At 64.7% G+C, this 13,959-nt stretch carries 8 protein-coding genes and 3 tRNA genes; 5 read left to right on the top strand and 6 right to left on the bottom strand.

Annotated features, from left to right (window positions below; genetic code table 11):
* Nucleotides 1–53 precede the first annotated feature (53 nt).
* The 4 genes from ACX40Y_RS13395 to ACX40Y_RS13380 form a co-directional block, all read right to left on the bottom strand.
* Entirely contained in the window at nt 54–3,185 is a 3,132-nt protein-coding gene (locus tag ACX40Y_RS13395; RefSeq protein WP_459120067.1) for a TonB-dependent receptor domain-containing protein, read from the bottom strand.
* A 265-nt stretch (nt 3,186–3,450) separates the two neighbouring features.
* A tRNA-Pro gene (locus tag ACX40Y_RS13390) sits at nt 3,451–3,527 on the bottom strand.
* Nucleotides 3,528–3,571: 44 nt separating this feature from the next.
* A tRNA-Ile gene (locus ACX40Y_RS13385) sits at nt 3,572–3,647 on the bottom strand.
* An 84-nt stretch (nt 3,648–3,731) separates the two neighbouring features.
* Nucleotides 3,732–5,363, bottom strand: coding sequence for a sensor histidine kinase (locus tag ACX40Y_RS13380; protein WP_459120066.1), 1,632 nt, complete (start codon nt 5,361–5,363; stop codon nt 3,732–3,734).
* Nucleotides 5,364–5,545: 182 nt separating this feature from the next.
* On the opposite strand from ACX40Y_RS13380, the gene ACX40Y_RS13375 reads away from it, so the two are divergent.
* Nucleotides 5,546–6,013, top strand: a complete 468-nt coding sequence (locus tag ACX40Y_RS13375) for an Lrp/AsnC family transcriptional regulator (protein WP_459120065.1) — start codon at nt 5,546–5,548, stop codon at nt 6,011–6,013.
* A 59-nt stretch (nt 6,014–6,072) separates the two neighbouring features.
* Here ACX40Y_RS13375 and ACX40Y_RS13370 read toward each other — a convergent pair whose 3' ends face one another.
* Nucleotides 6,073–7,356, bottom strand: coding sequence for a tetratricopeptide repeat protein (locus ACX40Y_RS13370; protein ID WP_459120064.1), 1,284 nt, complete (start codon nt 7,354–7,356; stop codon nt 6,073–6,075).
* A 301-nt stretch (nt 7,357–7,657) separates the two neighbouring features.
* On the opposite strand from ACX40Y_RS13370, the gene gyrA reads away from it, so the two are divergent.
* The 4 genes from gyrA to ACX40Y_RS13350 all read left to right on the top strand — a co-directional run bounded on the left by gyrA (nt 7,658) and on the right by ACX40Y_RS13350 (nt 13,306).
* Nucleotides 7,658–10,411: a DNA gyrase subunit A gene (gene gyrA / locus ACX40Y_RS13365; RefSeq protein ID WP_459120063.1), complete on the top strand. Its 2,754-nt coding sequence runs from the start codon at nt 7,658–7,660 to the stop codon at nt 10,409–10,411.
* A 3-nt stretch (nt 10,412–10,414) separates the two neighbouring features.
* On the top strand, nt 10,415–10,768 hold the full coding sequence (locus ACX40Y_RS13360) for a DUF952 domain-containing protein (RefSeq protein WP_459120062.1): 354 nt from the start codon (nt 10,415–10,417) through the stop codon (nt 10,766–10,768).
* 68 nt (nt 10,769–10,836) lie between these two features.
* Nucleotides 10,837–10,912, top strand: a tRNA-Glu gene (locus ACX40Y_RS13355).
* A 420-nt stretch (nt 10,913–11,332) separates the two neighbouring features.
* Nucleotides 11,333–13,306, top strand: a complete 1,974-nt coding sequence (locus ACX40Y_RS13350; protein ID WP_459120061.1) for a TonB-dependent receptor plug domain-containing protein — start codon at nt 11,333–11,335, stop codon at nt 13,304–13,306.
* Here ACX40Y_RS13350 and ACX40Y_RS13345 read toward each other — a convergent pair.
* Complete coding sequence (locus ACX40Y_RS13345; RefSeq protein WP_459120060.1) at nt 13,269–13,937, bottom strand: cation transporter; 669 nt, start codon at nt 13,935–13,937, stop codon at nt 13,269–13,271. The genes ACX40Y_RS13350 and ACX40Y_RS13345 overlap by 38 nt on opposite strands.
* Between the last annotated feature and the right edge of the window lie 22 nt (nt 13,938–13,959).

The following is a 13,959-nucleotide window of genomic DNA, read 5'->3' as shown; positions in this document are numbered from 1 at the left end:
CCTGACTTGTCCTGGTCTCCCCGCCGGAAGACCAGACCTTGTACCCGAATTTTTCAGAATGCCTTGGTGACCGATAGCTGAAGCGAACGCCCGAAGGCGTTGTGCGCAAACAGATCGATGGACGAATTGCCATTGGCGGTGGACAGCACGATCGGCGGCTCGCTGCCGAACAGATTGGTCACTGCAAGTGCGAGCCTAACGCCGCGCATGGCGGCCCAGCGTTCGTCGCCGCGCGGGAAGGTGAAGGCGAGGTTCAGGTCGAACGTCGTCCAGGAAGGAACGCGCGTTTCCGGCAACGGTTCGGACGCGCCGCTCAATGTGATCGGCAGATCGTTGAGGTAGCTGCCCGTATAATTGCCGAACAGCGTCGCGGTGAACGGCCCGCTGGTATAGGTCACGCTGCCACGTCCGCGCCAGCTGATCGGATCGCCGACGGTATCCAGCCGGCTCACCAGCGGCGCCCCCGCGACGGTCGCCTCGGCATTTTTGAGGATATGGCTGACCGACAGGTTGACGTTGAACGCGCCGATCTCGGTCGCCTTGGTGTAGTTGACCGAGAAGTCGATTCCCTGCTGCTCCGTCTTCGCGGCGCTGATGCTGCGACCGTCGATGATCAGGTCGGCATTGCAGATGTCGCGCGGATTGAAGCCGGCGATCGAGGTGTAGAGGAAATTCGAAAATTCCTCGGCGCGCGGATCAATCGAGCTGCACCCCGTGGCGGTGCGCACATTGTTCAGCGGGATGATGTACCCGGCATAGCGATTGTACAGATCGAGGTTGGCGAGCGCGCCGGGCACGAAGTCGTTGATCGTGAACGGCACCCCCGCCGTGCCCAGCTTGTTCGCATAGGTCAGGTTGTAATAGGTGCCCGACAGCCGTAGTCCAGGGGCGAACAGCGGCGTGAAATCGGCACCGAGCTGCCAGTTGGTGCCGGTTTCCGGTTTCAGATTCGGGTTGCCGCCGATGATGTTGATCACGTTGATCGAGCCGTTGGGCTGGCGCGTGCCGCCCAACACCGCGTCCACCGCTGCGGGCGCATTGATGTTGCCGCCCAGCGCGAACGAAAACGCACCCGAATTGAGCTCGGGAAGGCCCGGCGCGCGGAATGATGTGCCCCAGGAGCCGCGGATCTTGAACCAGTCGTTCAACGTCCAGGTTGCGCTGACCTTGGTGTTCGTGGTGCTGCCGAAATCGGAGTAATGATCGTAGCGCAGCGCCGAACTGACGGTCAGGTCCTGCACCAGCGGAACGCCCATCGCGGGATTGATGACCGGCATGTAGAGTTCGCCGAACGCGGCATATTGGGTGCGCGTTGTGCGCGCATTGGCATCGGGCGTCGTGACGGGGCCGGGATCCGGCGGGCGGTTGCCGCTATTCTGCAGCTTCTGGATGCCGGCGTAATATTCGCCGCCGATCGCGAATTTCCAGCGGCCGGGCGCCCAGTCGATCAAGGTGCCGTTGATCTTGGCGATCACGTCATGGCTCCAGTTCTGGGCATATTGCTCGTTGTTGCCGAGCACATAGTCCAGCTGTGCCTGGGTCAGCGGAGCGGTCGACAGCGGATTGAGCGCGAGCGGATCGCTCGACGGCAGGTTGACGAGCTGCTGGATCGCGCTTGTCGCCGCGATACCGGCGAGGTCATTCGCTTCGAACGAGATGAAGTTGCCGAGGTAACAGATGCCGCAGGTCTTGTTCTGCCCGAAATTATAATAGGCCTCGGCAATCAGGTCGCCACCCAGCGGCGCGCGGGCGCCGAAGGTGTTGTTGAAACTCTCGTCGAAATTCTGGTTGCCGATCCGGATGTTCGCCGGCAGCCGGTCGACAAGATTGTACTGCACCGTGATCGGCTGATAGCCGAAATTGAAATTGGTGGTGCTGAACCGGAACAGGTCGGGCAGACTCGCCAGCGGGGCGTAATAGTCGCTGTCGGGATTGATGCTCAGCGTGGGATTGGTGACCGCATTGCTGCCAGCATAGGTGCGGCTGAACTGATCGGTCCGGCTCCAGAAAAACTCGTTGTAGAAGCTGACTCGGCCCACCTGCTGATTGATCAGGATGGCCGCCTGCTTGCGCGTCTGCCGGCTGAGATAATCCTCATATTGCGCCCGATCGGCGACGTTGGGATAGCTGGTACAGGTCGGCGTCGCGGCGCCCTCGCACGAGCCGGTGCGGACTTCCTGAAGGTCGGCCACGCTCAGGATACGGCCGGTCGGGTTGGATGGCAGCGCATAATAGGTGTTGCTGCCGCCAAGTGGGAAATAGGGATTGATCGGACCGGCGCCGAACGGATTGCTCGGATCGACGGTCGGGATGACGATGTTGCCGGTCAGCGGCACCGTCGCGGTACCGCCGGTGGTGACCCGGTTGTCGTTGCCGCCATAGCGCCGCTGATCCTCACTCAGGCGAGCATTGCGGGCGCGCAGAAACGGGTCGCGATGCGAATATTCGAAGGTCGCGATGATGTTACCCTCGCCGCCGCCGATGTTCCACCGGGCGCCGCCGACGCCGCTCAACGCCCATTCGTCATTGCCGTGTTCGGCAGCGGTGTAGCGCCCGCTCAGTTCCAGCCCGGTAAAATCCTTGCGCAGGACATAGTTGATCACGCCGGCGATCGCGTCCGATCCATAGACCGCCGATGCGCCGTCGAGGATCACCTCGATGCGTTCGACAGCGGCGATCGGCACCTGATTGGCCTCGGTGAACGCACTGGCGGTGCCCGACGGCGTGACGCGGTGGCCGTCGACCAGCGTCAGCGTACCGCCCTGCCCCACCCCGCGAAGGTTGATCGCGGTGCCGCGCGTGGGATTGCCGCCGGACTGGGCGCTGCCGCTCGCACCCGAGCTCGCGGCGTCGAACGATCCGCCGACATTCTGAACCTGCGGCAGCGTGCGCAACACATCGGCCACCGAATTCTTGCCGCTGGCCAGTATCTCCTCACGCCCCACGGTGACGGCCTGGCTGCCGACCTGACGGACACCGGAAATGTTCGATCCCGTGACAACGATCTCTTCGTTCTGTCCGGATGCCGCCTGATCCGCCTCGGGTACCGAAACGGCCGCGGCATCTTGCGTTGGCGGCGGATCGGCGCTTTCCGTCTGTGCCCAGGCCCCGCTTCCCGAAAGCAGTGCTACCGCAATGGCTGCAGCACTCGCGCAGACGCGAAAATCGCGTGCGAATCCCTTCATCACCCTCTCCCTGATATATCTTTTTGCGACTCGCCCCGGTGTCCGGTTATGCGAGACACCGATGTCTAGGCACGTCTAGACATCGGTGTCTATAGAAAATCAGACAACGATGTCGGCTTACGGAGAATGGGGTTGGCGACTGAAGGACGCGCGTAGGGCGCGCGCTGGGGCATATTCGGACGCGCGGAAACGGCCGTTGCGGCGCTCGGGCGCCAGGCGCTAAAACCGCGTCATCGCGCGATCCCGAGATGTTTCATCAGGGTAATGGTCGGGGAGACAGGATTCGAACCTGCGACATCCTGCTCCCAAAGCAGGCGCGCTACCGGACTGCGCCACTCCCCGACGCTTGCGGCCGCTTAGAGACAAGCGGCGCCGCGCACAAGTGCTGGTGGGCCCGGCAGGATTCGAACCCGCGACCTAGCCGTTATGAGCGGCCAGCTCTAACCGCTGAGCTACAGGCCCCCAGCCTCGACGGCCCTAGCGGAGGTCATGCCTTCGCCGCAAGCGATGTCGATTGCCGTCAGCGACATCGTCCGCCGCCGACGCTCAACTGCGGCTGACATGGCCCATCTGGCCGCTTGCCGCCGCTGGCAGTCGCAGCGTCAGGCTTTCGGGCGCGATCACCAGCGTTCCGCCAAGCTCCCGCGCCAGATTGCGGGCAAGCCGCAGCGCAAAACCGGTGCCGAGCAGGGTAACATCCTCTTCCTCGTCGTCGATGCCAAGCACCGACTCGCCCGGATAATCGGCAAGCGCGCGGGGGCGATCGATGGTGATCGCCACCATCTGCTCGCCCTCCAGTGCCAGCTGCACCCGGATGCGCTCGCCAACGGTGCTCGCGGACACCAGCGTCGCCATAAGCCGGGCAAGCAGCCGCTCGACCGCACGATGATCGCCCGAAACAGCCAGATCATGGACGGGAAGCGCGATCATCGAACCGCGCAACTCGCTGAGCTGGGCCAGATCGCCGGCGATAGCGGCAATCATCGGCCGCAGCGCCACCCGGCCCGGAGCAAGCGACAGCGCAGCGCTTTCGATCCGCGCGGCCAGATCGAGATCGTCGATCGCCCCCATCAGTTCGCGCGCCTGTTCGCGAACGATCGCGGCGCGTTCGCGATAGGGATCGGAAACCGGCCCCAGCATCTGTGCCTCGATCATCTCGGCAAAGCCGGCGATCGCGTTGGTGGGCGTGCGGAGTTCGTGAACCAATTGCCGCAGTGCATCGACTTCGATCGGCGCCCGAGCCGGTTCGGCGCGTTCGTCGACGCGCGGCCGCCGTGCGGTGCCGCGATAGCCGCTGAACCGGCCATTGGCGGATTCGAACACGGGAATGGCGGAAATCAGCCAGTCGCCTGCTGCATCCGATTCGCCCTCAATCGTCATGCGCGCGTTGGCGAAACTTGCCTTCCGGCGGAATGCGCCGGCCGCGATGCCGTCGACACGGCTGCCTTGCGGCATACCCTGCAAATCGAGCGAGAGGCCGATCAGCGGCGCTCTGCTGACGCCAGCGACCCAGCGGATCGTGCCGCTGGCATCGGTCTCGAACCGGAATTCGCTTGCTCGTTTTTTGGGCGGGGCGGCTCGCGACACGCCCGCTTCGCGATCGCGCCAGAAGGATTCGATCCGCGCCACGACATCGGCGACCTCGAATGGCCCGGCCGCGCCTGACGTGGCCGCAACCGGGGTAAGCGGCGCCGATGCGACGGCAGGCGCGGACGGCGCCGGCGCGGCAGGCTCGGCTGGCAGCGCGCGACCGTCGGGCAGCACGAAATCGGCTGCGCCGAAACTTTCCAACGCGCGCTGCACAGCAGGGCTGAGATCGCGGCGGTTGCGCAGGACGTTCCGCGCAGCGGGCTCCAGTTCCGGCAGCAATTCGATCCACGCCGTCGCCGACATCCGGGCGCTGCGCAGCACCGGCATCGCGACCGGCAGATCGTCGAGCGCCAGCAGGCGAACGAGCGGCGGCGGCGGATCGGCAAATTCGAGCGCCTTCGCGCTCGCGGCGCGAACGGTGCGCGGCACGTGCGGCCGGATCTCGCGCAGGACGGCCATCGCGCGCTGATCAGCCGGCGCGCGGCGCCGGCCGATCAGATCGACGATCTGGCGCCAGGCCGACTGCACACCCTGAGCGGAACGCAGGTCGCCGGCGAGCACCGTTTCCAGGGTATCATCGAAGCGCAACGCCAAAGCCCATCATCCGCCACGCCGAAATCGGCGCCCCGAACCTCTTAACGACTTCGCCGCAGCGGAGGGAACTGTTCATTTCGGCACGTCGCAATGTGGGACAATTGCCTTGCCGCGCAATATTATTATGATAGCGGGGATCAACAAGAAACGAATCCCCCAAGGAGCGTCACCCCATCATGCGATTCGACGAGATCGACGTCCGTATCCTCGGACTTCTGCAGGATAACGGCCGGATGACCAATGTCGAGCTGGCCGATCGCGTCGGCCTGACGGCACCGCCGTGCCTGCGCCGCGTCCGCTCGCTCGAGCAGGAAGGTGCGATCACCGGCTATCACGCGGCCCTCGATCCCGCCGCGCTCGGCTATAATCTGACCGTCTTTGCAATGGTCAGCCTAAAAAGCCAGGCCGAAAGCGACCTGCGCGCGTTCGAACAACTGGTCGCGGCAATCCCGCAGGTCCGCGAGTGCCATATGCTCAACGGCGAAATCGACTTCATCCTGAAGATCGTCGCGCCGGATCTGCAGAGCTTCCAGACGATCCTCACCACCCAGCTGACCACCGCGCCGAATGTCGAGCACATCAAGACATCGCTGACGATTCGCACATCGAAAGCGCTACCCGGCGTGCCCGTGCCGCAGCCCTGATACGAAAAGGGGCGGCCTGCAACGGCCGCCCCTTTCCATTCCATCGCAGGCGTTGCGGATCAGGAAAGCGCCGGCAGGTCGAGCGCCACCGTCCAGAGCAGCGCCAGATCGGCCGTCGGCGCAGCCTTCACCTGGCCGAACGCGGTCCGCGCCTCGTCCTTCCGACCGAGATGATAGAGCGCGACGCCGCGGTGCAGGTTCACCTCATCCGTAACGACTCCGCCCTTCTGCAGCGCGAGATCATAGAGCTGCAGCGCCTTGGCATAGTCACCCGAGGACAGATACGCATCCGCCGTCTGCGCCGCGAGCTTGCCGTTCGCAGCGCTTTCGGCCTGCTTGGCGAGCGGTGCCAGCGATCCTTCCGCCTTGACGCGATTCTGCGCGGTTGAAAGGATCTGGTTGGCATCGGCATTGCCGCTCTGGACCTTGCCAGCGGCGCGACCTTCCTCGATCACCGCGACGGCTTCCCACGGCAGGCCCGCCGTGTTCATGCTCAGCGCGTAGTCCAGATAGTCGTTCTGATCGGCCAGCACTTTGGTGGCGCGCATCAGTCGATACAGATCGATGCGCTGCGCATTGGTGAGCTTGTTGCCGCTCTGATCGGCGCTGTTGCGCATCACCATCACGCCCCAGCGCCAGTTCTGCGCGGTGGGATAGTCCTTGATCATGCGCGAGAGCCAGTCGGCGGTCGCCGCGCGATTGCCCGTCGCATAGACGCGCGGGATGGCAAACTGATACCAGGCGACCGGCGGTTGCTGGCCACTTGCCTTCACGGTCTTGATTGCCCGGTCCACCTCGGCAACCGATTCAGCGGGCTTGCCGGTCTGGGCATAGGCATTTGCCAGCGCGATCGAGATGTCGAACTGGGTGTTGCCAGCTTCACGCGCCTTCAGGAGCGCATCGATGCCTTCCGCATATTTCTTGTCGCGAACGGCAGCATCGCCGACCATGTAATAATATTGGCGCTTGTACGCCTGGGCGTCTTCGGGCGGCGTGCGCGGGCTGGCGATCAGCACCGCCAGGTTCTTCATCAGCCCTTCGACATTGTTCTGCGCCGCGTCCATCCGCGAACGCAGCCAGGCCGCATAATATTTTTCGTCGTCATTCTGCGCAACCTGATCGACCGCGTCGAGCGCGGGGCCTGCGGCGGCCCAGTTCTTCGCCTCAACCGCCGCCTGCGCGGGCGCCACCGCCTTGCGGAAGGCATCGCTCACCTTCAGCGCGTTCGATTCTTCCTTCCCGTCCTTCTTGCCACCCTTCTGGGCGAGAGCGGGCGTCGTCGCCAGCGCAGTCGAGCCCAGCGCGAGCATCGCGGTCAGCGCCAGCTTCGAAACAAACTTCATGTGAAACTCTCCTCGTCCGCCTGACGGCATCGCCGTCCCTCTAAAGGTGCGTTGTTCGCCATTCAAGCAGACTTGCCGATGGCGCAAGCCCGCTGAATGGCGATTGAACGCGCCCGTCGACGGCGAGAAACGTCTCGTCGACGCATCGGCTCCCGCGAGCTCGCGCGTTCGACCACCGCGCCGGTACACGGCCCGACCGCACAGACTCGCGCGCGCACGTACGCGCGGGCGCGGGGTTGGCAGGAGGCATGCGGGCGGCTAGAGCCATCGCAGCGTAACAAAAACCCGAAAGTCCGTTGCATTGACCGACGAGAGCATGCTCGCCGACCCTTCCGACATTACTCCGATCTCGATCGTCGACGAGATGAAGACCTCGTACCTCGATTACGCGATGAGCGTGATCGTGGCGCGCGCCCTGCCCGACGTTCGCGACGGCCTGAAGCCCGTCCACCGCCGCATCCTCTATGCCGCCCAGGAAGGCGGCTATGTGGCGGGACGGCCCTACCGCAAGTCTGCCCGCCTGGTCGGTGACGTGATGGGTAAATACCACCCGCACGGCGACAGCTCGATTTACGACGCGATGGCCCGCATGGCGCAGGACTGGGCGATGCGCGTGCCGCTGATCGACGGCCAGGGCAATTTCGGCTCGATGGACCCCGATCCTCCCGCCGCGATGCGCTACACCGAAGCGCGCCTCGCCCGCGTGGCGACGGCCCTGCTCGACGATATCGAGAAGGACACGGTCGACTTCGTGCCGAACTATGATGGTTCGGAAAGCGAGCCGGCTGTCCTCCCTGCCCGCTTCCCCAATCTGCTGGTCAACGGCGCGGGCGGCATCGCGGTCGGCATGGCGACCAACATCCCGCCGCACAATCTCGGCGAAGTGATCAACGCCTGCCTTGCGTACATCGACAACGGCGCGGTCACGCTCGAGGAGCTGATGGAGCTGGTGCCCGGCCCGGACTTCCCGACCGGCGCGGTGATCCTCGGCCGCTCGGGCTGCCGCTCGGCCTATCAGACCGGCCGCGGCTCGATCCTGGTCCGCTCGCGCCACGAGTTCGAGCAGCGCGGCGAGCGCCGCTCGATCGTGCTCACCGAGATCCCCTACCAGCAGGGCAAGAACGCGCTGGTCGAGAAGATCGCCGAGGCCGCCAAAGAAAAGCGGATCGAAGGCGTCTCCGACATCCGCGACGAAAGCTCGCGCGAGGGCGTGCGCATCGTCATCGACCTGCGCCGCGACGCGACGCCCGAGGTGGTGCTCAACCAGATCTGGCGGAACACCCCCGCGCAATCGAGCTTCCCGGCCAACATGCTCGCGATCCGCGGCGGCCGGCCGGAACTGCTCAACCTGCGCGACATCATCGAGGCCTTCGTCAAGTTCCGCGAGGAGGTCATCACCCGTCGCTCGAAGTTCGAGTTGGCCAAGGCGCGCGACCGTGCGCACATCTTGCTCGGCCTGGTGATCGCGGTCACCAATCTCGACGAGATGGTGAAGATCATCCGTGGCTCGTCGAGCCCGGCGGCCGCGCGCGAAGCCCTGCTCGCCCGCGAATGGCCGATCGCCGAGATCGCGCCCTATATCCGCCTCGTCGAGGCGGTGGACACCGAGGTGACCGGTGATACCTATCGCCTGTCCGACACCCAGGTCCGCGCGATCCTCGACCTGCGCCTGCACCGCCTCACCGCGCTGGGCCGCGACGAGATCGGCGACGAGCTCAAGGAACTCGCCGACTCGATCGCCGAACTGCTCGAGATCCTCGGCAACCGCGCCAAGCTCTACGAAGTGCTGCGCGGCGAGCTGGTGCTGATCCGCGACACCTATGCCACCCCGCGCAAGACCGAAATCGCCGCTGCCGCCGACGGCATCGACGACGAGGACCTGATCGAGCGCGAGGACATGGTCGTCACCGTGACGGTCCAGGGCTATATCAAGCGCACCCCGCTCGATGCCTTCCGCGCCCAGGCGCGCGGCGGCAAGGGCCGCGCCGGCATGGCGACCAAGGACGAGGATGCGATCACCGAGTTGTTCGTCACCTCGACGCACACGCCGGTGTTGTTCTTCTCGACGCTGGGCCGCGTCTATCGCATGAAGGTGTGGAAGCTGCCCGAGGGCGGCCCGGCCACCCGCGGCCGGCCGATGATCAACCTGCTGCCGCTCGCCAATGGCGAGACCATCTCGACGGTGCTTCCGCTGCCGGAGGACGAGGACGAGTGGGCGAACCTCCATGTGATGTTCGCCACCGCCAAGGGCAACGTTCGGCGGAACAGCATGGACCTGTTCACCAACGTGCCCTCGAACGGCAAGATCGCGATGAAGTTCGAAGGCGAGGACGAGGACGATCGCCTGATCGGCGTCGCGCTGCTCAATGAGGGCGACGACGTGCTGCTGGCCACCCGCGCCGGCAAGGCGATCCGCTTCCCCGGCGAGGACGTCCGCGCCTTCCAGAGCCGCGCCTCCACCGGCGTGCGCGGCATGCGCCTCGCGGATGGCGATCAGGTCATGTCGCTGTCGATCCTGCACAAGGCCGGCATCAAGGACCAGGACGAGCGCGAGGACTATCTGCGCCACGCGCCATGGAAGGGCGAGGATGCCGATCGCGCGCCGCGCCGCATGGACGATGCGCGCTACGAGGAGCTGAAGGACAAGGAACAGTTCATCCTCACCGTCTGCGCCAATGGTTACGGCAAGCTCAGCTCGGCCTATGAATATCGCCGCACGGGTCGCGGCGGCCAGGGCATCACCAACATCGACAACATCGCCCGCAACGGGCCGGTGGTGGCGAGCTTCCCGGCGACCAAGGGGCACCAGCTGATGCTGGTGACCGACCAGGCCAAGATGATCCGCATGTCGCTGGGCGACCTGCGCGTGATCGGGCGGAACTCGGCGGGCGTGCGGCTGTTCAACGTCGCGGCGAACGAGCATGTCGTCTCTGCGGCGCGCGTCGAAGAGAGCGAGGACGAGGCCGAGATGAACCTGGGCGACGGCGCCGTGGCAGGCGAAGCGACGCCGGACGCGGTGCCGGGCGAAGACCTTGCCGATGGCGGCGAGGCCTGAACCATGGCCGACCTGCCCCTCACCGCCTACAAGATCCTGACCGCCGAGCAGATGGCGGTGCTGGAGCAGGAGCACGTCTTCGCCGGTGCGCCCATCGACTTGGCTGACGGCTATATCCACCTCTCCACCGCCGCGCAGGTGGAGGAGACGCTGGACAAGCATTTCGCAGGCCAGGCGGGGCTGTGGCTGGCTGCGGTGGACCTGGCGACGCTGGGCGATGCCGTCCGCTGGGAACCCTCGCGCGGGGGCCAGTTGTTCCCCCACCTCTACGGCCCGCTTCCGCTGGATGCGGTGACGGCCTATGGCGAAGTTCATTATGAGCAGGATGGCAGCCTGCGTCTTCCGGTCGCGGGGTGAACGAACCCTAAATTCATCGCTTGACGGGACCGGCCCCACCCCGTAATTGGCCGCCTCCGCCAAGCAATGGCCCCTTCGTCTAGCGGTCTAGGACGTCGCCCTCTCACGGCGAAAACACGGGTTCGAGTCCCGTAGGGGTCACCATTTTCAAGCAGAAAATGGCGCAATATAGCCCTTCTGGGTGGTTTGGCTTGATGGCACCCCACAATTGGTCCCACACATTCTGGTTGCTTTAGCGGCATGATGTGATGCGTCTTGAGCAGTTAAACTGATTCTCACCTAGGAGATTCGCCTGCTCCGCTCCTTCATGGGTCGAGCTTCAAAAGCCGCCATTGCTGAGGTCGAACCTGCTTGTGAGGTTGACCGGCCATGGGACTTTGTTGCCATTCCCGAATGAGCCGCTGAGCGGCAGGTTCTGATGGAACCTGCCGCTCAGCGTGTAACGAGGCCATGTGTGTTCGCTAGCCATATCACGCGAGTGGTGACCTTTGCCTTGACCCTGTAGTTGCTACAGGCCCTATGAGGCGCCCCGAGATCGTAAGTCTGATCGAACAGGGGTTGGCATTGAAGTCTGGTTCTCGAACGCACCGACCGGCGAACTACGTCCTGCTCTCACTTCTCTTGGGGGCTGCATGGCCCGCGACGGCCTATGCGCAGGCAGATACCGACGCCGACGGGGAAGAAGAGCCCGAGATCGTCGTGCAGTCGACGCGGACAGGCCGCCGCGTTCAGGACGAGCCGGTCCGTGTGGATGTGGTGAACCGGGAGGAGATCGAGGAAAAGCTCCTCATGCGGCCGGGCAACATCGCCATGCTGGTCAGCGAAACCCCCGGCGTCAGGGTCCAGACCACATCGCCCGCCTTGGGTGCTGCCAATGTGCGGATTCAGGGCCTGAAGGGCCGATATACACAGATCCTCGCCGATGGCCTGCCGCTCTACGGCGGACAGACGCCCTCCATCGGCCTGCTTCAGATCCCACCTACCGATCTGGGTCAGGTGGAAATCATCAAGGGCGCCGCATCGGCCCTCTATGGACCTTCGGCCCTTGGCGGCGTCATCAATCTGGTGTCGCGCCGACCGGCGAGCGAACCACAGGGAGAGTTACTGCTGAATGCGACAAGTCGGAACGGCCAGGATGTCACGGCCTACGCCGCCTCGCCGATCAGCGACACGCTGAGCGCGTCGATCACAGCAGGCTATGATCGGCAGAGCCGCCAGGACCTCAACGATGATGGTTGGGCGGATATGCCCGGCTTTAAGCGCTTCACTGTCCGGCCCCGGCTCTTCTGGGATGGCGCTGACGGATCGAAGGCGCTGCTGACGTTCGGCGCGATGGCCGAACAGCGTGACGGGGGCACCATGCCGGGCGCCACCGCGCCGGATGGGCAACCTTTCGTGCAGGCGCAGCGTAGCCGTCGATATGACTTCGGCCTGACGGCAGAGACGCCGCTGGAAGGCATCGGCGCACTTCACCTGCGCGCGTCCGGCGTGACCCAGTCCCATCGCCATCGCTTCGGCGACGTCATTGAGAATGACCGGCATCGGACCGGTCTGGCCGAGGCATCGGTCGGCGGTGAGGTTGACGCGACCACATGGCTGGCGGGCGCGGCCATCCAGACGGATGATTATCGCTCAAAGGTCTATTCTGCCTTCGACTATAGCTACACCGTGCCCTCGCTCTTCGTTCAGGGGGAGCATAAGCTGGGTGACAGTCTGACCCTTGCGGGAAGCGCACGATGGGACGGCCACAGCGATTATGGTTCACGCATCAGTCCACGCGTGTCGGCTCTCTATAAGCCGGGACCGTGGACGATCCGCGCGTCGCTTGGACGCGGATTCTACGCGCCGACGCCATTTGTTGAAGAGGTTGAGGCCAACGGCCTTTCGCGCGTCGTGCCCTATGCCAGGTTGAAGGCCGAGGTGGCGGACAGCGCCTCGCTTGATTTCGGCTATGCGCACGGTCCGTTGGAAGCCAATGTCAGCCTGTTCGCGTCCAACATCGACAATGCCGTGCAACTCCAGATGGTCGATGCCAGTCACGTTACCCTCATCAACGCCACCGGCCTGACGAAGACGCGAGGCGCGGAGGTATTGCTCCGCTACCGCTGGAACGCGGTGACACTGACCGGCAGCTATGTTCACGTCGATGCGAGAGAGCCTGACCCCGATGCTGCGGGTCGCCGCATAGTCCCCTTGACACCCCGCGACAGCGCCGGGCTTGTTGCGATGTGGGAGAAGAATGGGCGCGGGCGTTTCGGGATCGAAGCCTATTACACCGGGCACCAGTCGCTGGACGACAATCCCTATCGCACTCGCAGCCGACCCTATGTCCAGCTCGGCGCCATGGGCGAGCTCGTCCTCGGCAAGGTCAGCCTTTTCCTGAACGCCGAGAACCTGCTCAATGTCCGGCAGACCAAATTCGACCCGTTGCTCCTGCGCAACCGCGCGCCGAGTGGGGCATGGACGGTCGACGCATGGGCACCGACCGATGGCTTGGTCCTCAACGGGGGTGTGCGGTTCCGGTTTGGCGGGGAGTAGCATGACTGTGGTCGAGGCTTCTCAATTCCAGCCATGCCTGGCGAATGATCTGCCAGCCGCCCGAGACGCCAAGACCGGCCAGCACCGACGCAACGGCGATATCGGGCCATGCGGTGCCGGTGCCGAAGACGCCCAGTGCAGCCGCGACCACTGCGATGTTACCGATTGCGTCGTTGCGCGAGCAGATCCAGACCGACCTGCGGTTGGCATCGCCCTCCCGGTGCCGCCACAGCATCACGGCGCAGATCAGGTTGGCAACGAGCGCGAGAACGCCGATGATTCCCATGGTCTCGGCTGTGGGCAGCGTGCCCTTGGATGCCATCCAGGCCATGCTGCCGATGACCCAAACGCCTAGGAACAGCAGCGATATGCCTTTGGCGAGGGCCGCGCGGGCGCGCCAGCGTAGCTCAAGCCCGGCAACACCTAGGCTGATGGCATAGTTGGCCGCGTCGCCCAGAAAATCGAGCGCGTCAGCCTTGAGCGATGCCGATCCTGCCGTGACGCCGGCGACGATTTCGACACCGAACATTCCGGCGTTGATGATCAGCGCGATCCAGAGCGCGCGGCGCCAGACGCGATCGTCTGTCTTTCCGCCATTGTCGGGTGTTCCGCCGCAGCAGCCGCCAGCCATGTGTCATCACCTTTTCACGTCG

Source organism: Sphingomonas sp. RS6 (assembly GCF_054489705.1).
Note: the sequence above shows the minus strand (reverse complement) of the source record. Positions and strands in the feature narration are given on the sequence as shown.